Raw genomic sequence first — 18,388 nt, 5'->3', positions numbered from 1 at the left:
ACAAGTTGTCCCGACGAATACCGTTGCACAACAGAAACTTTCGGGTTGCGAGATGCCGGCTGTGGTGTACACTCGAACGTACATTCGCAGCTACGGTACTTGGGGGGTGGCCATGTCTGACGTATCAGCGACGCCGCAGCCGCGTGCCGTCGAGTTGATTGCCGACCTCCACCGCATCGTGGACGAGTTGCAGACGGTCGACCTGGGGCCGTGCACCGATGCCGAGTTGGCCGAAGTGGCAGCCGATACCGAGAAAGCGATCGCACGGTTGACTGTTGCCGGTGACCGGCAGATCGATCAGGTCGAGGCCCGCGACCTGCCCCGCAAAGCCGGGTGCCGAACACTCATGCAGTACATGACCCACCGGCTACGAGTGTCGAACCCGATGCGACGCCGTAAGCAAATGGACGCCACCGCGACCCGCACCAGCCTCGGCGGCGACATACTGGAACCCGAAAACCCGACCCTGGCTGAGGCTTTCGCCGCAGGAGCGGTCGGTTCCGCGCACGTGCAGGCCGCCCTCGATGTCCTCGACCAGATCCCCCACGGAATCGACCACGACGTGAAAGTCGCGGCCGAGCGACAGATGGCGGAGATCGCCACCGACCACACACCCGCCGACATCACCCAACTCGGTGCCCGGCTGCTGGCCCATCTCGATCCCGACGGCACATTGGCTGATGACACCGACCAGAAACGACGCCGCAACCTGTGGATCGGTCGGCAACGCGCCGATGGCACCGCCAAGATCTCGGGCACCCTCACCCCCGAACTCGCCGCCCGGTTGACGATGATGTTCGCGGTCTGGGGTAAACCCGGACTCAACAACCCCGACGACCCCCACTCACCGTCCGGACCGGCCGGGGCCGCTGACCCCGACGCCCTGACCACCGCAGCCGACCGTGACAGCCGTACTCCCGCGCAGATCAATCACGACGCGCTCGACGCCGCCCTGGCCGCATGTTTCGCCGACGGGACCCTTGGAAAGTCGCACCGCGGGTTGCCCGTGCAACTGATCGTCAAAGCCGACCTCGGCGACCTGATCCGCGAAGCCGGTCTCGCGACCACCGCGACCGGCACCGTGCTGCCCATCCCGGACCTGATCGCGATGGCCGGTGAGGTCCAGCCGTGGTTGGCGATCTTCAAAGACGCCACCGCTGTCCCGCTGCACTTCGGGCGGGGAAAGCGTCTCGCCACCCGTGAACAGCGCCTCGTCTCCTTCGCCCGCCCTGACGGTGAAGTATGTTCGGCGCCCGGGTGTGATCAGCCCGCTACCCACGTCGACATGCATCACGCCCACAAGGATTGGGCGAAGGGTGGTCTCACCGACATCGACGACCTCGCCCCCGCCTGCCCACGCCACAACCGAATGGTCGGCGACAATCCCGGCCAGTACACCACCCACATCGAACGCTCTGGACCCGATGAAGGCCGCTGCCTCTGGCGACTCAACGCCGAACCCGGCGCACCACCCAACCCCGAACGCCTCAACCGCCGACCCGACATCCCGCGGCGATTCACACAACACCTGAACACCGTGCGCGAGCAGATCCACGGGCCACCAACGCGGTCCGGCGATCACGCGCGCCCGAACAACCGGCACCACGACGACGCGCGTCGATCATGGTCGAGAACCAGCCACGTCATCGACGTGAGACCACCCCGACCCGGCCAACGACAGCTCCGACCCTCCCTCGTCGAAGCATTCCTAGCCGAGTACCTCGCACGCAACTGACTGCGCTACAGCGCAAGAGGACCCGTCGTAGCTCGTCGACCTCGACGCGCTCCTTCGTCCCTTGCTCGGCCCGGCGGCTATCGCTCCTCATACCTCAGTGTCTGCGGCCTGGCGGCCGTCGAGGACTACGAAAGAACCGTTGCGCGCGGTGCGAGCCCATTTACTGCTCCCTGAGGAGGCCGGAGCTTGCGGAGGCCGTCACGAAGGGTCCAAGCGAGTCGGGTTGCGAAGACCCTTCGTGACGCACCCTCCGCAAGCTCCGGGCGCTCCTCAGGGAGCGGGGTTGGTCGCCCTCCGCAAGCTCCGGGCGCTCCTCAGGGAGCGGGGTTGGTCGGCCGTCGCCCTCCGCAAGCTCCGGGCGCTCCTCAGGGAGCGGGGCAGGGCGTTCTTTCGGATCCGGGAGCAGGGGCTGGTGAGTAGCTTGGCGCGTCGAGACGTTCCGCATGCGTCGGATCGTCTAGCTCCCCACACCCTCACCGTGCCGGCCCGCGCCGCCGGCGAATCTGCTTGCGCCGGCCAGGGTGTCGGTGGCGAGCGAGACCATGCCGTGTCGGAGTTCGTTGGCGATGGCCGCGTCCGTGTCCAGGCCGTCCTGCTCGAGGACCGACAGCCGGTCCTGGCGCATGCACGTCTGCGGGAACGCGGCGATCTCCGTGGCCAGCGCGATCGCGGCCGGTAGCGCGGTCCCGGACGGCACGACGCGATTGGCGAGCCCGATCGACAGCGCCTCATCGGCGGGTACCGCCCGGCCGGTCAGCACGAGATCCATGGCCCGGCTCTCGCCGATCAGACGCGGAAGTCGAACGGTCCCACCGTCGATCAGCGGGACACCCCAGCGACGGCAGAACACCCCGAAGACGGCGTCGTCGTCGACCACACGCAGGTCCGCCCACAGCGCCAGCTCCAGTCCGCCGGCCACGGCGTGCCCGGAGATCGCCGCGATGACCGGCTTGGACAACGTCATCCGCGTCGGGCCCATCGGACCGTCACCGTCGGGTGCCACCCGATTCGGGTCACCGTCCGAGATGGCCTTGAGATCGGCTCCGGCGCAAAAGGTCCCGCCTTCGCCGTAGAGCACCGCGACCGACACCGAGTCGTCGGCGTCGAACCGCCGGAAGGCATCCGCCAGCGCATCGGCCGTCGCCCGGTCGACGGCGTTGCGCCGATCCGGCCGGTCGATCCCGATGATCCGCACCGGCCCCTCGGACCGCTCCAGAACCGTCATCGCCTGTCCCCCGTCCCTCGATCCGGTGGCGAAGTACGTCAGGTGTTGAAGTACTTCGCCTCCGGATGGTGCAACACGAACGCGTCGGTCGACTGCTCGGGATGCAACTGCAACTCCTCGGACAATTCGACGCCGATCCGCCCTGGCTCGAGCAACTCCATCATCTTCGCGCGGTCCTCGAGGTCGGGGCAGGCGCCGTAACCGAACGAGAAACGCGCGCCACGGTATTCGAGGTCGAAGAAGCCCTGGGCGTTCTCCGGGTCCTCGCTGGCCATCGTGCGGTCGCCGAACGCGAGTTCGCTGCGCACCCGCTGGTGCCAGTATTCGGCGAGCGCCTCGGTCAGCTGCACGCCGATGCCGTGTACCTCGAGGTAGTCGCGGTAGGCGTTGTCGGCGAACAGCTTGTTGGCGAAGTCGGCGATCGGCTGTCCCATGGTGACGAGCTGGAACGGCAGCACGTCGACCTTTCCGGCGGCCGTCGCGTCGGGGCGGGACCGGATGAAGTCCGCGATGCACAGGAACCGCGACCGCTGCTGACGCGGGAACGTGAAGCTGAACCGCACCGGCGCATCGGGTTCCGGCTCGGTGAGCACGTGGACGGTGTCGCCGTCGCTGACCGCCGGGTAGTACCCGTAGACCACCGCGGCGTGCTGCAGGATGTTCTCGGTCGACAGGCGATCGATCCAGTACCGCAGTCGCGGACGGCCCTCGGTCTCGACGAGGTCCTCATACGACGGCCCGTCACCACCGCGGGCGCCCCGAAGACCCCACTGACCCAGGAACAGCGCGCGCTCGTCGAGGAGCTGCATGTAGTCCGCGATCGGGACGCCCTTGACGATCCGCGACCCCCAGAACGGCGGGGTCGGGATCTCGTTGTCGGCGGCCACATCCGAGCGGGCCGGCACCTCGACGGGTTCCTCGGCGGCCTTGCGCTTGGCCGCGATGCGCTTCGATCGCTCATGGCGGGCCTTGCGTTCGGCGGCCTTCTCCGCCGCGGCCTTCGCCTCGTCGCTGTCCGGGTCGGGTCCCCCGCCGCGTTTGGTCGCCATGATGTCGTCCATCAGGCGCAGACCCTCGAAAGCGTCACGCGCATAGTGCACGTCGCCCTCGTAGGTCTCGGAGAGATCGTTCTCGACGTAGGAGCGGGTGAGTGCGGCGCCGCCGAGGAGGACCGGGTACTCGTCGGCGAGCCCGCGGGAGTTGATCTCCTCGAGGTTCTCCTTCATCACCACGGTCGACTTGACCAGCAGCCCGGACATCCCGATGACGTCCGCCCGCTTGTCCGCGGCGACGTCGAGGATGGTCGCGATCGGCTGTTTGATGCCGATGTTGACGACCTCGTACCCGTTGTTGGACAGGATGATGTCGACGAGGTTCTTGCCGATGTCGTGCACGTCGCCCTTGACGGTGGCGAGGACGATGCGTCCCTTGCCGTCCTCGCCGGTGGCCTCCATGTGCGGCTCGAGATGCGCCACCGCGGTCTTCATCACCTCGGCGGACTGCAGCACGAACGGCAGCTGCATCTGGCCCGAACCGAAGAGTTCGCCGACGGTCTTCATCCCGGCCAGCAGCGTGTCGTTGATGATCGTCAGCGGCGGGACCTGGGTCATCGCCTCGTCGAGGTCGTCGGTCAGACCGTTGCGCTCACCGTCGACGATCCGGCGCTCCAGGCGCTCGAACAGCGGCAGCTTCGCCAGTTCCTGGGCCCGCGACTCACGCGCCGAGGCGGCCGAGACACCCTCGAACAGCTCCATGAGCTTCTGCAGCGGGTCGTAACCCTCACGTCGACGGTCGTAGACGAGGTCGAGGGCGACCTCGCGGTGCTCCTCCGGGATCCGGGCCATCGGCAGGATCTTCGACGCGTGCACGATCGCGGTGTCGAGGCCGGCCTGTACGCACTCGTGCAGGAAGACCGAGTTGAGCACCTGTCGCGCAGCGGGATTGAGCCCGAAGGAGATGTTCGAGATGCCCAGCGTGAAGTGCACGTCGGGGTGGGCCTCGTGCAGCCGGCGGATGGCCTCGATGGTCTCGATGCCGTCGCGTCGGACTTCTTCCTGACCCGTCGAGATCGGGAAGGTCAGCGTGTCGAGGATGATGTCCTCTTCGGCGAGTCCCCAGTTGCCGGTGATGTCGGCGATCAGCCGCTCGGCCACCCGGACCTTCCAGTCCGCGGTACGCGCCTGCCCCTCCTCGTCGATGGTGAGCGCGACGACCGCCGCCCCGTGCTCGACGACGAGCTGCATGATCTTGGTGAACCGCGAATCCGGTCCGTCGCCGTCCTCGTAGTTGACCGAGTTCACCGCGCAGCGCCCGCCCAGCGACTCCAGACCGGCTCGGATGACCTCCGGCTCGGTGGAGTCGAGCATGATCGGCAGCGTCGACGAGGTGGCGAACCGGCTGGCGAGGGCCGTCATGTCGGCGGCGCCGTCGCGACCGACGTAGTCGACGTTGAGGTCGAGCATGTGCGCGCCGTCGCGTGTCTGGTCCTTCGCGATGTCGAGGCACTTCTGGTAGTCCTCGGCGATCATCGCCTCGCGGAAGGCCTTGGAGCCGTTGGTGTTCGTGCGCTCACCGATCACCAGGAAGCTGGCGTCCTGGTCGAAGGGCACCGCGGAGTACAGCGACGACGTCTCCGACTCGTGTTCCGGGGTCCGGGTCGCCGGGGTCACCTCGGACACCGCGTCCGCGACCTGCCGGATGTGTTCGGGTGTCGTGCCGCAACAGCCGCCGACGAACTGCAGGCCGAACTCGCCCACGAACTGCGACATGGCCTGCGCGAGTTCCTCGGGCGTCAGCGGGTACTCGGCGCCGTTGGCACCGAGGACCGGCAGACCGGCATTGGGCATCACCGACACCGGGATGCGCGCGTGCTTGGAGAGGTACCGCAGGTGCTCGCTCATCTCGGCGGGACCGGTGGCGCAGTTCAGGCCGATCAGATCGATACCGAGCGGCTCCAGCGCCGTCAGCGCGGCACCGATCTCCGAGCCGAGGAGCATCGTGCCGGTCGTCTCGACCGTGACGTGGGAGATGATCGGGATCCTGCGGCCCACCCGCTCCATCGCACGGCGGGCGGCCACCACCGCCGATTTGACCTGCAGCAGATCCTGCGAGGTCTCGATCAGGATCGCGTCGGCACCGCCCTCGAGCATGCCGATGACGCATTCCAGGTAGGCGTCGCGGATGGCCGCATACGTGGTGTGGCCGAGGCTGGGCAGCTTGGTGCCCGGCCCGATCGAACCCAGGACGAAACGGTCGGTGCCGTCGGCCGAGGGACCCATCTCGTCGGCGACGCCGCGCGCGATCGTCGTTCCCTTGTACGACAGCTCCCGGATCCGGTCCGCGATGTCGTAATCGCCCAGATTCGAGAGGTTGCACCCGAAGGTGTTGGTCTCCACGGCGTCGGCGCCGGCCTCGAAGTACGCACGGTGGATGCCCTCGAGGACGTCGGGCCGGGTGTCGTTGAGGATCTCGTTGCAACCCTCGAGGCCACGGAAATCGTCGAGCGTCAGATCCGCGGCCTGCAGCATGGTGCCCATCGCCCCGTCGCCGATCAGTACCCGACGCGACATCGCCGACAGAAATGTCGTGTCGAAATCGCGTGGATCGGTTCCGGAGAAGTCAGGGGACATGGTTGACAGCGTAGTTCGCCCTCTCTGCGTGTTCGGTCGTAGGCTGGATCGGTGAACGCTGAGCAGACGTCGAACCTTCCCCAGCTGCGCAGACCCATTCTGCTCGCGGCCTTCGAGGGGTGGAACGACGCCGGGGACGCCGCCAGCAGCGCTGTCGAGCACCTGGCACTCGAATGGGACGCCCGACCCCTCGCCGACATCGACTCCGATGAATACTACGACTTCCAGGTCAATCGCCCCACCGTGAATCAGATCGACGGGGTCACGCGCCGGATCGACTGGCCGACGACGTCGATCTCGTACTGCAGCCCGCGGGGCGCCGACCGCGACATCGTGCTGGTCCGCGGCATCGAACCCAACATGCGGTGGCGGGCGTTCTGCGCCGAGATCGTCGACCTCGCGCAGGAGCTCGGTGTCGAGACCACGGTGATGCTGGGCGCGTTGCTCGCCGACACACCGCACACCCGCCCGGTGCCGGTGACCGGTGCGGCCTACAGCAGCGAGTCCGCGGCCCGGTACAACCTCGCGGAGAGTCGCTACGAGGGACCGACCGGCATCACCGGCGTGCTCCAGGATCTCTTCGTCCAGGCGGGTCTGCCGGCCGTCTCGTTCTGGGCGGCCGTCCCCCACTACGTGTCGACGCCGCCGAACCCGAAGGCCACGGTGGCGCTGCTGACCCGGGTCGAGGAGGTCCTCGACATCGAGGTGCCGCTCGGCACCCTCCCCGAGCAGGCGGAGGAATGGGAACGCGCGGTCACCGAGATGACCGAGGACGACGAGGAGATCGCCGACTACGTGCGCGGGCTCGAGGAGCGCGGGGATGCCGAGGTCGACACCGACGAGGTCATGGCGAAGATCGACGGCGACGCGCTGGCCGCGGAGTTCGAGCGCTACCTCAAACGTCGCGGCCAGGGCCCGTTCGGACCCTGAACCAGGCGTCCGGCCGGAATCCGGGTCGTCAGCCGATCTTCTCGATGGACACCACCGGGGTGGTGATCCGCCACGTGCGGACGTCGGGATCGTCGGCGGCGCGCACCCAGAATTGCGCGGACTCCCCCAGGCGACAGGACTTCACCCCGAGCAGCGGGATGTCCTCGGAGTCGCGTCGGAGCCTGCTGACCGTCCAGTCCTCGTTCTCGGTGCCGCCGACCCCGGGGGCCCGGAGCAGCGTCATCTCGGTGAAATCCAGCAGGTAGGTCGACGTCCGGGTGACGACGGTGTACACCCCGGCGTCGGTCTCGGGTCGGATCTCTTGCACGCGCGCCACGTCAGCACTCTACCCAGACGTCGGCGCGCGGACATCCGGGTGTGGGGACAACGCCTATCGGACGTCGGGGACGAGCGGGATTCCCAGCAGCGCGTCGACCGCGGCCGCGAGTTCGGCGGGCGCCGTCGTCGACGAACCGATTCCGTTGCGGACATCCGCGCACCAACCGTCCACTGCGGCAAGCGCTTTAGGGGTGTCGAGATCGTCGGCGAGATGCTGGCGGAGCCGCGCGATGACCGGTTCGGCGTCGGGTCCGGTACTCGCGCCGAGCGCCGCACGCCAGCGACCGAGGCGTTCGACGGCCGTGTCCAGGACCGCGTCCGTCCACATCCGGTCACCGCGGTAGTGGTCGGCGAGCAGTGCGAGTCGGATGGCCGCGGGGTCCACGCCCTCGCGACGCAGGACCGACACGAACACGAGATTGCCACGACTCTTCGACATCTTCTCGCCGTCGAGCCCGACCATCCCGGTGTGCACGTAGTGCCGGGCGAACCGCCGCGAACCGGTGAGGGCCTCCCCGTGGGCCGCCGAGTACTCGTGGTGCGGATAGATGAGATCGTTACCGCCGCCCTGGATGTCGAACTCGATCCCGAGCCGGTTCAGCGCGATCGCCGAACACTCGATGTGCCAGCCCGGCCGGCCCGGACCGAACGGCGACTCCCACGACGGCTCGCCCGGACGTTCGGCGCGCCACAGCAGCGCGTCGAGCGGATCGCGTTTGCCGGGACGATCGGGATCGCCGCCGCGCTCGGCGAAGAACCGTTCCATGGTCTCGCGGTCGTACCCCGACTCGTAGCCGAACTGTTCGGTGGCATCGGTGCGGAAATAGACGTCCGGGAACTGCGCGTCGTCGACGGTGTAGGCGGCCCCGGAGGCCAGCAGCTTGCCGACGACTTCGACGACCTCGTTGACCGACTCGACCGCGCCGATGTAATCGCGCGGGGGCAGGACGCGCAGGGCGGTCATGTCGTCGCGGAACAGCTGCGTCTCCCGCGCCCCGAGATCACGCCAGTCGACGCCGTCCCGGTCCGCCCGTTCGAACAGCGGGTCGTCGACGTCGGTGACGTTCTGCACGTAATGAACCTCGTGACCCTGATCGCGCAGGATCCGGTTGACCTGGTCGAAGGTCACATAGGTGGCGGCGTGCCCCAGGTGGGTCGCGTCGTAGGGGGTGATGCCGCACACGTACATGGTCGCGGTGGCCCCGGGGGCGACGGGACGGACCGCACGGTCGGCGGTGTCGTAGAGACGGAGGGCGGGTCCACTGCCCGGTACGGCGGGGAGTTCGAGATCGGGCCACGACTGCATGCGTCCACTGTATTGCCCACCGCGCGCAGGCCCTTCACGGCCTCGTCCGGGACGGAGCGCACTCGCTCAGAACGGCGGCCACGGGATGGGCCGGTGACCGGGCGGGTGCGGCATGGTCGCGCTCTCGGCGACCACGATCGCGCGGATCGCGAGCGACTCGATCTCGTCGGGCGTGATGTGTTCGGCGAGCTGTGCGCGCAGCGCCGAGCCGTCGGTCGCCAGGCGTTCGGCGAGTTCGGCGACATCGGCGACGAGGTGCCCGGGTACCGGTTCGCCCGCCCAGCCCCACAGCACCGTGCGCAGCTTGTCCTCCTCGTGCAGGCAGATGCCGTGGTCGATCCCGTAGACGGTGCCGTCCAGACCTTCCAGGACGTGACCGCCCTTGCGGTCGGCGTTGTTGAGGATGACGTCGAGCACCGACATGCGCTGTAACCGCGGGTCGTCGGCGTGCACCAGCACGACGGGGTCGCCGTACGGGTCGTAGGCCTGCAGGACCGCGAGGTAGCCGGTGGGTACCGCGCCCACCGGGCACAGGTCGACCAGGTCGACCCGCGGTTCGGTCTCCGGGATCGGGTGATCGGTGTTGTCGGGTGTCTCGACCCAGCGCTGCACCATCCCGGGCCCGAGCGGCCCGTCGCGGTGCACCGTGGTCGGGATCGTGTCCCACCCCAGCGCCTCCGAGATCAGATACGACGCCACTTCCCGTCCGGCGAGCGTGCCGTCGGGGAAGTCCCACAGCGGCACCTCACCGCGCACCGGTTTGTACACACAGCGCACCGAGGTCCGGTCGTCGAGCACCGCATCGCACACGAGCGTCGCGTTGCTGGCCGAGGGGATCCGGCCGAGGATGGTGAGTTCGCCGTCGCGGAGGACGTGGTCGACCGCGGGCTCGTCAGTCACGTGCGGAAGAGCCGGCGTCACCGGGCTCGTCGGGGTCGTCCGGGTCACCGGACGGCGGGGTGTCCCCCGCCTGACCGAAGGGGTCGTCATCAACCGCCAGGCCCGGATCATTCTGTGCGGCAAGGCTGTTGAAGACATCGGGGTCGATGAAGTCGAGGGATTTGCTCAACTCCGCGGCCCGTTTGTACCCGTTGGTCCGGATACACAGGTGACCTTCGGGATCGAGCGGTTCGCTGCACAGCGGGCACGGCTGTCGTCCCGCGGATATCACCCTCGACGAACGGGCGGCGAACTCACGGGCCGCCGCGGTCGTCAGGAAGACCCGCACCGCGTCCGGGCCCTCGTCGGTGTCGTCGAGGACCACGCTCTCGTCGAACTCCCCCTCGGTGATGGCGAGCAACTCGACCACCACCGCCTCGGATTCGGCGTCCCAGCCGAGACCCATGGTGCCGACCCGGAACTCGGCGTCGACCGGCATCACCAGCGGACTCAGGTCACCGACCCGGTCGGTCTCCGGCGGGATCGGCGTGCCGAAGCGTCGGTGGATCTCGTCGAGCAGGGCACCGATCCGGTCGGCGAGGATCTGGACCTGCTGCTTCTCCAGCATCACGCTGATGATGCGGGCCTCGTGGACCGCCTGGAGGTAGAACGTGCGGTCACCGGGCTGCCCGATCGTGCCCGCCACGAAGCGGTCCGGGCTCCGGAACACGTGAATCGCTCGAGACATCACACCTCCTTCGTCGTCTGGTTCATTATCCCGATGTCGCCGGGATCGTCGCGGCACCGTTGGCGGACGGCGCGACATCCGCGCCCGTGTCGCCGCCCACCACCGCGTCGTCGGACGGTCGCTGCCCGTCCTGCGCCGGCGGCGGGGGCTTCGGGATGGACAGCAACTCGGTCGCATTCACCGTATGGACATACGGACGCGACGGCGTGTAGCGGATCACGCTGATCGACGCCGGTTCGACGACGATGCGCTGGAAGGCGTCGAGGTGGCTGCCCATGGCGTCGGCGATGATCGACTTGATCACGTCACCGTGCGAGCAGGCGATCCACACCCCCGAACCGTCCGGGCCGCCGTGGACGCGGTCCAGTTCGCGGATGGCGCGTACGGCCCGTGCCTGCACATCGGCGAGTCCCTCCCCGTCGGGGAAGATCGCGGCCGACGGCTGCCGCTGCACGACCTTCCACAGCGGTTCGGTCAACAATTCCGAGATCGGACGCCCGGTCCACCCGCCGTAGTCGACCTCGGCGAGATCGTCGACGACGATCTCGGGTGGCGCCTGCCCGTCCCCGGCCAGCGCCGCCAGCAATGGCTGGACGGTCTCGGCGCACCGATCGAGCGGCGAACGCGCCACCGCGCGAATGGACCCGAGATGGTCGCCGAGACGACGAACCAGATCATCGGCCTGGGCGCGCCCGCGGTCGTCGAGGTGGACGCCGGCGCTGCGACCGGCGAGCACCCCTGAGGTGTTCGCCGTCGAACGGCCGTGCCGGAGAAGGATCACGGTCATCCCACAACCATAGGCACCGGCCCGGCGGGACCGCACGGCGCGACCGCCCGGCGCCGCGGCCGTGGCATCAGGTCGCCGAGACGACGCCGGTCGACAACAGGATGATCAGCGTGACGCCCAGCACGATGCGATAGGCGCCGAACCAGTTCATGGAGTGCGCGCTGACGAACTTGAGCAGCCAGGCGATCGCGGCATAACCGACGACGAACGCGACCAGCGTCGCGACGAGCAGCTGGGGCCCGCTGGCCTCCATGCCCTCCCCGCTCGGGTTGAACGCGTCCGGGAGGCTGAACAGGCCGGATGCGGTGACCGCGGGGATGGCCAGCAGGAACGAGAAGCGGAAGGCGGCTTCGCGTTCGAGTCCGAGGAACAGGCCGGCACTCGCGGTCGCACCGGAGCGCGACACGCCCGGGATCAGCGCCAGACATTGGGCGCCACCCATCACGAGGCCGTCCCGCAGGGTGAGCTGTTCGAGGTTCCGCTGCTTCTGCCCGTAGCGCTCGGCCAGCCAGAACACGCCGGCGAACACGATCAGCATGATGGCGACGAGCCACAGATTGCGTCCGGTGGTGCGGATCTCGTCCTTGAACAGGAAACCGATCAGGCCGATCGGGATGGTCGCGAAGATCACGTACCAGCCGATCCGGTAGTCGACGTTCCGCTCGTCGGCATGACGGAGCCCGCGGAACCACGCGGTGATGATGCGGACGATGTCGCGGGCGAAGAAGACGAGGACCGCGGCCTCGGTGCCGAGCTGCGTGACCGCGGTGAAGGAGGCCCCGGCGTCCTCGCCGAACATCAGTTCGGAGGCGATCCGGAGATGCCCGGACGACGAGATCGGCAGGAACTCGGTGAGGCCCTGCAACGCCCCGAGGACGATCGACTGGGTCCACGTCATGGTGTCGGTCACGGCGCCCGATGCTACTTGGGACCGCCGCAGCCGACCCGACACGACGACACGGCCCCGACCCGCCTGAGCGGCGCGCGGAAGCGGTCGCGCAAGATGGGGACATGCTCTTCCCGCGACCTTCACGCCCAAGTCACCAGCCCCACACGGGCGTGTCGCGGCTACGGGGTCCGATCGCGGCCACGGCGGCACTGGTCATCGGTGTGGGCATGATCACCGCGTGCGGCTCCGACGACGGCACCCCCGACGTACCGACCGTCGTGCCCGCGACCGCGCCGGAGGCGCCGGCGAATTCGACGACGGCTCCCGCGGGCACCGTCGCGCCCGCCCCGGCCGAGGCGCGTGCGCTCGCCGCGTCGGGTGGCAGCGTCGCCGTCCTGTCAGCCGACGGCAACCAGATCCTCCGATACGACGCCGGGGCGCTGACGACCCCGCCGCAGACGATCGCGGTCCCGGGCCTCACCGCCCTGGCCGCCGGCGACGACGGCGGGTTCGTCGGCGCGGGCCCGGGTGCGCTCGTCGTCGTCGATGCCGACGGACGGGTCCGCACGGGCGACCTCGAGTCCGACCAGCCGACGGCGATCGCCCGGACCACGGCCGGGCTGCTCGTCGTCGGCACGGCCGATGGACGAGTCCTCGTGTACGACAACGATTTCGCGAAGAAGCACGACGTCGATCGCTTCGTACGGGTGGACTCGGTGACGGCCGCGCCCGAGTCTGCGGAAGGCCTCGACGGCCAGGTCGTCGTCCTGGATCGGGCGCAGTCGTCGGTGACCCCCGTCGACCCCGAATCCGGTGAACTGGGGCCGGCGCTGCGTGCGGGCAACGGGGCCACCAACTCGACCGTCGACGAGTTCGGACGCGTGCTGGTCGCCAACACCCGTGACGGCGAGATCCTCGGCTTCTTCGGATCACCGCTGGTGATGCGCTTTCGCTACCCGGTGGCCGGCGGACCGTACGCCGTAGACTACGACGACACCCGAGACCTGCTCTGGGTCTCGACGACCGGCGACAACGAGGTGGTGGCATTTGACCTGGCAGACGGTGAACCCACCGAGGTCCGGCGGTTCGCTTCGGTCGTACAGCCCGACCGCATCTTGGTCGACGGATCGGGCACCGTCTACGTGCTCTCGGCGCGGAACGGCGGACTCCAGGTGGTTCCCGACGACGGGCGGGCCGAATGAATCCTGACCGGCGTCCGCACGCTCGTAGTGCGCGTACTGCTGCGCGCCTCGGTTCGCGCTATCCCGACGGGTGGGAGGTCACCTCGGAGGATGTCGAGTGCATCCTGCTGCGTCTTCCCCCTGACGTCACCCGGGTGACCGCCTCGATGCGGTTGGCCCTCGAGGCGGAGTTCGGCGGTTGGGAGCTGTCCCGGGTGCGGCTCTACTCCGACGGAACCCGCAAGGTGCTGCTCAAACGGCGCCGGCCGCCGCGAGGTTCACGCGGGCCCGACACCGCCGACCCGACCGGCGACCGGTCCACCGGATTCGACGACAACGACCCACGGAGCGCCCGCGCATGCTGATGTCCCGCAGCACCACCCGAGTACTTCCCGTGCTCAACCGGTGGTGCTATCCCCTAGTGCGCTCGATCATGTTCCGCGTCGATCCGGAGCGAATCCATCACATCGTGTTCTCGGTGCTGCGCGTCGTCGGGCGGTTTTCGCCGTTGGCGTTCCTGACCGCGAGGCTGTTGGCCCGGCATGATCCGATCCTGCGGACGCGGGTGTTCGGCGTCGACTTCCCCGCCCCGATCGGTCTGGCGGCCGGGTTCGACAAGACGGCCGGCGCGGTGAACACCTGGGGTCAGCTCGGCTTCGGGTTCGCCGAGATCGGCACGATCACCGGCCAGGGGCAGCCCGGGAATCCGACGCCGCGATTGTTCCGGCTGCCCGCGGACCGTGCGCTGATCAATCGGATGGGCTTCAACAATCCCGGTGCCGAGGTGGCCGCACAGCACCTGACCGAGGTACGACGGGGGCCGGTGTCGGTCCCCATCGGAGCCAACATCGGCAAGACCAAGGTCGTCCCGGTCGAGGACGCCATCGACGACTACCGGCGTTCGGCGGAACTGCTCGGACCGCTCGCGGATTTCGTCGTGGTCAACGTGAGTTCGCCGAACACCCCGGGACTGCGTGATCTGCAGGCCGTCGACTCACTGCGGCCCATCCTGGCCGCGGTACTCGCCGCCGTGGACGTCCCGGTGCTGGTGAAGATCGCCCCCGACCTCGTCGACGACGACGTCGACGCCGTGGCGGACCTGGCCGTGGAGCTCGGCCTGGCCGGGATCGTCGCCACCAACACCACGATCGGCCGCGAGGGTCTGCGCACCGCGTCGCACGAGGTCGACGAGATCGGTGCCGGTGGGCTGTCCGGGCCGCCGGTCGCCGCTCGGTCGCTGACGGTGCTGCGTCGCCTCTACGACCGCGTCGGCGGACGTATCGCGCTCGTCAGCGTGGGCGGCATCGAGACCGTCGACCAGGCCTGGGAGCGGATCTGCGCCGGTGCCGACCTGTTGCAGGTCTACACCGGCTTCATCTACGGCGGCCCGGTGTGGCTCGCCGAACTCCATGCCGGACTCGCCCGGCGCGCCCGGGACGGTGGCTTCGCCTCGATCTCCGACGCGGTCGGTTGCGCGGCCCGCAACCAGCCCTGACGGCCACCGATCGCCCGGTACGCAGGGCACCGGGCGATCGGCCGAGCGAGAACTCAGACGTTCTCGGCTGGTTGCTCGTAGGTGCCGACGAGGGTCGCCCGCGCGATCGCATGCGAGAACAGGTTGAAACCCAGGTAGGCCGGTGTCGCGTTCTCCGGCAGCCCGAGCGATTCGGTGTCCACGGCGTGCACGACGACGAAATAGCGGTGCGGGCCGTGTCCGGGGGGCGGCGCGGCACCGATGTAGCGGCGTAGCGAAGCGTCGTTGGTGAGAGTGACCGCGCCGTCGGGGAGCCCGGACCCGTCGTCGTCGCCGGCGCCCTCGGGCAGGCTCGTGACCGAGGCGGGGATGTCGGCGACGGCCCAGTGCCAGAACCCGGCGGCGGTCGGAGCGTCGGGGTCGTAAACGGTGACGGCGAAACTCTTGGTCTCGGCGGGGAATCCGGACCAGCTCAGCTGCGGGGAGAGGTCCTCGCCACCCGCACCCATGATCCCGCTCACCTGCCCGTTGGCGAGTGCGGCCCCGTCGGTGAAGCTCTCCGAGGTCAGGGTGAAACCGGGAAGGCTCGGCAGCGGGGAGTACGGGTCGAATGACGACATGTGTTCACCTTTCTCACGTTTCGCGCGTCGGAAGAGTGCCGGTCGCCCTCCGAACCGGTTCGCCCGGATCGGCGGGAAGGCCGTGCCGCCCACTGTAGTGATGTGCTCAGCTGTGCCGCAGAAAGTGCTCGAAGACCTTGGTGCCGAACAGAACCGAATCGACGGGCACGCGCTCGTCGACGCCGTGGAACAGGGCCGCGAAGTCGAGTTCGGGCGGCAACCGCAACGGCGCGAACCCGAAGCACCGGATGCCCAGCTTCGCGAACGCCTTGGCGTCGGTGCCGCCGGAGAGCATGTACGGCACCGTCTTTCCTTGCGGATCGTGCTCGAGGACGGCGGCGTTCATCGCATCCACCAGGTCGCCGTCGAAGGTCGTCTCGTAGGAATCGAGATGGGTGATCCACTCCCGCCGCACGTTGGGGCCGATGAGTTCGTCGATCTCCTTCTCGAACGCGGCCTGCCGCCCGGGGAGCACGCGGCAGTCGATGACCGCCTCGGCCTTCTGCGGGATGACGTTGGCCTTGTAGCCGGCCTTGAGCATCGTGGGATTGGCGGTGTCACGCAGGGTCGCGCCGATGATCCGCGCGAGGTTGCCCAGCTTGAACAGCGACGTCTCCAGGTCGGGGGCCTCGGGACTCAGGTCCAGGCCCGTCTCCGCACTGACCTCGGCCAGGAACTGGCTGACCGATTCCGTCATCACCAGGGGGAACGTGTGCCGACCGATCCGGGCGACCGCTTCGGCGACCTCGGTGACGGCGTTCTCCTCATGCAGGAACGATCCGTGCCCGGCCCGCGCCTCGGCGGTGAGCCGCATCCACGCGAGCCCCTTCTCGGCCGTCTCGACCAGATAGAGACGTTTCTGCGTGCCGTCGGGCCGGTCGACGGTGAGCGAGAAGCCGCCGACCTCGCCGACGGCCTCGGTGATGCCCTCGAACAGGTCGGGCCGGTTCTCGACGAGCCAGTGGGCGCCCCACGCCCCGCCGGCCTCTTCGTCGGCGAGGAACGCGAACACCAGCTCCCGGGGCGGCACGGTGCCGTCTCGTTTGAACTGACGCGCGAGCGCCAGGGCCATTCCGGCCATGTCCTTCATGTCGACCGCGCCGCGGCCCCAGATGTAGCCGTCCTTGATGGCACCGGAGAACGGGTGAACGCTCCAGTCGGCCGGTTCGGCGGGCACGACGTCGAGGTGGGCGTGGATCAGCAGCGCGCCGCGATCGGAGTCGGGCGGACCGGCGAGGCGCGCGAACACATTGCCGCGGCCGGGACGGCCGGACTCGACGTACTGCGTGGTGTAGCCCACCTCCTCGAGCTGCTGGGCCACCCACTTGGCGCACTCCTCCTCGCCCTTGGTGGTCTCGGGCTCGCCCGTGTTGGAGGTGTCGAAACGGATCAATTGGCTGACCAGATCGACCACTTCGTCGGTCGCAGACTGTGAAGACACCCCTCACTCCTACGGGATTTGGGATACACGGGCAACCTCGGTTAGGGTTATCCCGCTGCAGCGAGGCGGGGTCGAGAGACCACCGGCGGGAGATCGCCGGACGCTCACCGCGGCACGCAGGTCCGAGTGGCGGAATGGCAGACGCGCTAGCTTGAGGTGCTAGTGTCCTATTAACGGACGTGGGGGTTCAAGTCCCCCCTCGGACACCAGAACAACGAGAAGAACCCCGGCTCACCGCCGGGGTTCTTCTTGTTGTGCCGCAGGCGATCTCCGCGTCAGGGTGCGACCGAATCCGCGAGCGCCGCCCACGCCCGCGAGTACGGCAGATCGATCGAGTTCTCCACGAAGGCCCGCAGGATCGCCCGACGCAGTCGCCGCTGCACCGCCCACTGGCCGTTCGGTTTGGTCTTCACCGTCAGACGCAGGACGACCTGATCCGACGACACCTCCTGGACGCCGAGCATCTCGATCTGGCCGAGGATGTCGGTCGAGTCCTCCTCCACCGCGGTGCGGGCCGCCTCGTCGGCCACCTGCTGCGCCTTGTCGATGTCGGCGCCGGGCGCCACCGGGACGTCGACGCGCGCGACCGCGAACTCCTGGCTCATGTTGCCCACGCGGGCGATCTCGCCGTTGCGGACGTACCAGAGGGTGCCGTCGATGTCGCGCAGGGTGGTGACGCGCAGCCCCACCGATTCGACCTCGCCCACGGCCTCGCCGAGATCGACGATGTCACCCACGCCGTACTGGTCCTCGAGCAGCATGAAGACGCCGGTCACGAAGTCGCGCACCAGGTTCTGCGCACCGAAACCGATGGCGAGGCCGACGATGCCGGCCGAGGCGATGAACGGCGCGATGTTGACGCCGAGGACGCTCAGGACCGACAGCACCACCCAGACGAGCAGCACGATCGACACCGTCGACTTGAGCACGGACCCGATCGTCGCGGCCCGCTGTGCACGGCGTGCGGCGATCTGGGCGTTGCGCTCGGTGGAGGCCGACTTCGACCGCAGTCCGCGCATGAGAGCGGAGCCGCGGCCCGGCTCCCCGCCGGCGGTCCGTGGCCGGGTGGCGCGGTCGATGGCACGGTGGATCACGAAGCGGACGATCAACGCCACGGCCACGTAGGCGACGATGCGAGCGGGATTCTCGATCAGCCATTCGCGGTTCGTTTCCGTCCATTCGAAGGCAGAGTCCTGAATCGACAT

At 68.7% G+C, this 18,388-nt stretch carries 16 protein-coding genes and 1 tRNA gene; 6 read left to right on the top strand and 11 right to left on the bottom strand.

Going from position 1 to position 18,388, the window contains the following annotated elements; genetic code table 11:
* The first annotated feature begins 112 nt into the window (after positions 1 to 112).
* Entirely contained in the window at positions 113 to 1,735 is a 1,623-nt protein-coding gene (locus QAD21_RS11790; RefSeq protein ID WP_068970056.1) for an HNH endonuclease signature motif containing protein, read from the top strand.
* A 457-nt stretch (positions 1,736 to 2,192) separates the two neighbouring features.
* Here QAD21_RS11790 and QAD21_RS11785 read toward each other — a convergent pair whose 3' ends face one another.
* Together QAD21_RS11785 and metH are read right to left on the bottom strand one after the other, a co-directional pair.
* The gene (locus QAD21_RS11785; RefSeq protein WP_068971560.1) at positions 2,193 to 2,960 is read right to left on the bottom strand and encodes a crotonase/enoyl-CoA hydratase family protein; all 768 of its coding nucleotides are present in this window, start codon (positions 2,958 to 2,960) and stop codon (positions 2,193 to 2,195) included.
* Between the two features lie 38 nt (positions 2,961 to 2,998).
* Positions 2,999 to 6,589 carry a methionine synthase gene (metH, locus tag QAD21_RS11780; protein ID WP_068971561.1) on the bottom strand — a complete coding sequence of 1,197 codons (3,591 nt, stop codon included), beginning with the start codon at positions 6,587 to 6,589 and terminating at the stop codon, positions 2,999 to 3,001.
* A 51-nt stretch (positions 6,590 to 6,640) separates the two neighbouring features.
* Here metH and QAD21_RS11775 point away from each other — a divergent pair, with 51 nt between their 5' ends.
* Positions 6,641 to 7,519 carry a PAC2 family protein gene (locus QAD21_RS11775; RefSeq protein ID WP_058250418.1) on the top strand — a complete coding sequence of 293 codons (879 nt, stop codon included), beginning with the start codon at positions 6,641 to 6,643 and terminating at the stop codon, positions 7,517 to 7,519.
* A gap of 28 nt (positions 7,520 to 7,547) precedes the next feature.
* Here the strand turns inward: QAD21_RS11775 and QAD21_RS11770 are convergent, their stop codons facing one another.
* The 6 genes from QAD21_RS11770 to QAD21_RS11745 form a co-directional block, all read right to left on the bottom strand.
* Positions 7,548 to 7,856, bottom strand: a complete 309-nt coding sequence (locus tag QAD21_RS11770; protein WP_058250417.1) for a hypothetical protein — start codon at positions 7,854 to 7,856, stop codon at positions 7,548 to 7,550.
* Positions 7,857 to 7,910: 54 nt separating this feature from the next.
* Positions 7,911 to 9,164, bottom strand: a complete 1,254-nt coding sequence (gene mshC / locus QAD21_RS11765) for a cysteine--1-D-myo-inosityl 2-amino-2-deoxy-alpha-D-glucopyranoside ligase (RefSeq protein ID WP_058250416.1) — start codon at positions 9,162 to 9,164, stop codon at positions 7,911 to 7,913.
* A gap of 66 nt (positions 9,165 to 9,230) precedes the next feature.
* Complete coding sequence (locus tag QAD21_RS11760) at positions 9,231 to 10,085, bottom strand: SCO1664 family protein (RefSeq protein ID WP_065632198.1); 855 nt, start codon at positions 10,083 to 10,085, stop codon at positions 9,231 to 9,233.
* Positions 10,057 to 10,791: a DUF3090 domain-containing protein gene (locus QAD21_RS11755; RefSeq protein ID WP_065632197.1), complete on the bottom strand. Its 735-nt coding sequence runs from the start codon at positions 10,789 to 10,791 to the stop codon at positions 10,057 to 10,059. The genes QAD21_RS11760 and QAD21_RS11755 overlap by 29 nt, the downstream gene beginning before the upstream one ends.
* 25 nt (positions 10,792 to 10,816) lie before the next feature.
* Positions 10,817 to 11,578 carry an MSMEG_4193 family putative phosphomutase gene (locus QAD21_RS11750; protein WP_065632196.1) on the bottom strand — a complete coding sequence of 254 codons (762 nt, stop codon included), beginning with the start codon at positions 11,576 to 11,578 and terminating at the stop codon, positions 10,817 to 10,819.
* Positions 11,579 to 11,645: 67 nt separating this feature from the next.
* The gene (locus tag QAD21_RS11745; protein ID WP_058250412.1) at positions 11,646 to 12,488 is read right to left on the bottom strand and encodes an undecaprenyl-diphosphate phosphatase; all 843 of its coding nucleotides are present in this window, start codon (positions 12,486 to 12,488) and stop codon (positions 11,646 to 11,648) included.
* Positions 12,489 to 12,589: 101 nt separating this feature from the next.
* Here QAD21_RS11745 and QAD21_RS11740 point away from each other — a divergent pair, with 101 nt between their 5' ends.
* The 3 genes from QAD21_RS11740 to QAD21_RS11730 are packed head-to-tail and all read left to right on the top strand — an operon-like array spanning position 12,590 to position 15,143.
* Positions 12,590 to 13,669, top strand: coding sequence for a hypothetical protein (locus tag QAD21_RS11740; protein ID WP_068971563.1), 1,080 nt, complete (start codon positions 12,590 to 12,592; stop codon positions 13,667 to 13,669).
* Positions 13,666 to 14,013, top strand: coding sequence for a DUF5703 family protein (locus QAD21_RS11735; RefSeq protein WP_068971564.1), 348 nt, complete (start codon positions 13,666 to 13,668; stop codon positions 14,011 to 14,013). The genes QAD21_RS11740 and QAD21_RS11735 overlap by 4 nt, the downstream gene beginning before the upstream one ends.
* Entirely contained in the window at positions 14,007 to 15,143 is a 1,137-nt protein-coding gene (locus QAD21_RS11730) for a quinone-dependent dihydroorotate dehydrogenase (RefSeq protein ID WP_065632193.1), read from the top strand. Before QAD21_RS11735 ends, QAD21_RS11730 begins: the two co-directional genes overlap by 7 nt.
* A 53-nt stretch (positions 15,144 to 15,196) precedes the next feature.
* Here QAD21_RS11730 and QAD21_RS11725 read toward each other — a convergent pair whose 3' ends face one another.
* Both QAD21_RS11725 and QAD21_RS11720 read right to left on the bottom strand, forming a co-directional pair.
* Positions 15,197 to 15,742, bottom strand: coding sequence for a YbhB/YbcL family Raf kinase inhibitor-like protein (locus QAD21_RS11725; RefSeq protein WP_065632231.1), 546 nt, complete (start codon positions 15,740 to 15,742; stop codon positions 15,197 to 15,199).
* A gap of 106 nt (positions 15,743 to 15,848) precedes the next feature.
* Positions 15,849 to 17,183, bottom strand: coding sequence for a M20/M25/M40 family metallo-hydrolase (locus QAD21_RS11720; protein WP_065632192.1), 1,335 nt, complete (start codon positions 17,181 to 17,183; stop codon positions 15,849 to 15,851).
* A 120-nt stretch (positions 17,184 to 17,303) separates the two neighbouring features.
* Between QAD21_RS11720 and QAD21_RS11715 the strand changes: the two genes are divergently transcribed.
* Positions 17,304 to 17,392: transfer RNA gene (locus QAD21_RS11715), tRNA-Leu, on the top strand.
* Between the two features lie 66 nt (positions 17,393 to 17,458).
* Here QAD21_RS11715 and QAD21_RS11710 read toward each other — a convergent pair.
* Positions 17,459 to 18,388 (bottom strand): mechanosensitive ion channel domain-containing protein, encoded by a 930-nt coding sequence (locus QAD21_RS11710; protein ID WP_065632191.1) that lies wholly within the window; start codon positions 18,386 to 18,388, stop codon positions 17,459 to 17,461.

The organism is Gordonia sp. SMJS1, assembly GCF_029866425.1.
Lineage (GTDB): Bacteria > Actinomycetota > Actinomycetes > Mycobacteriales > Mycobacteriaceae > Gordonia > Gordonia hongkongensis.
This window is presented reverse-complemented; position numbering and strand designations above follow the sequence as displayed.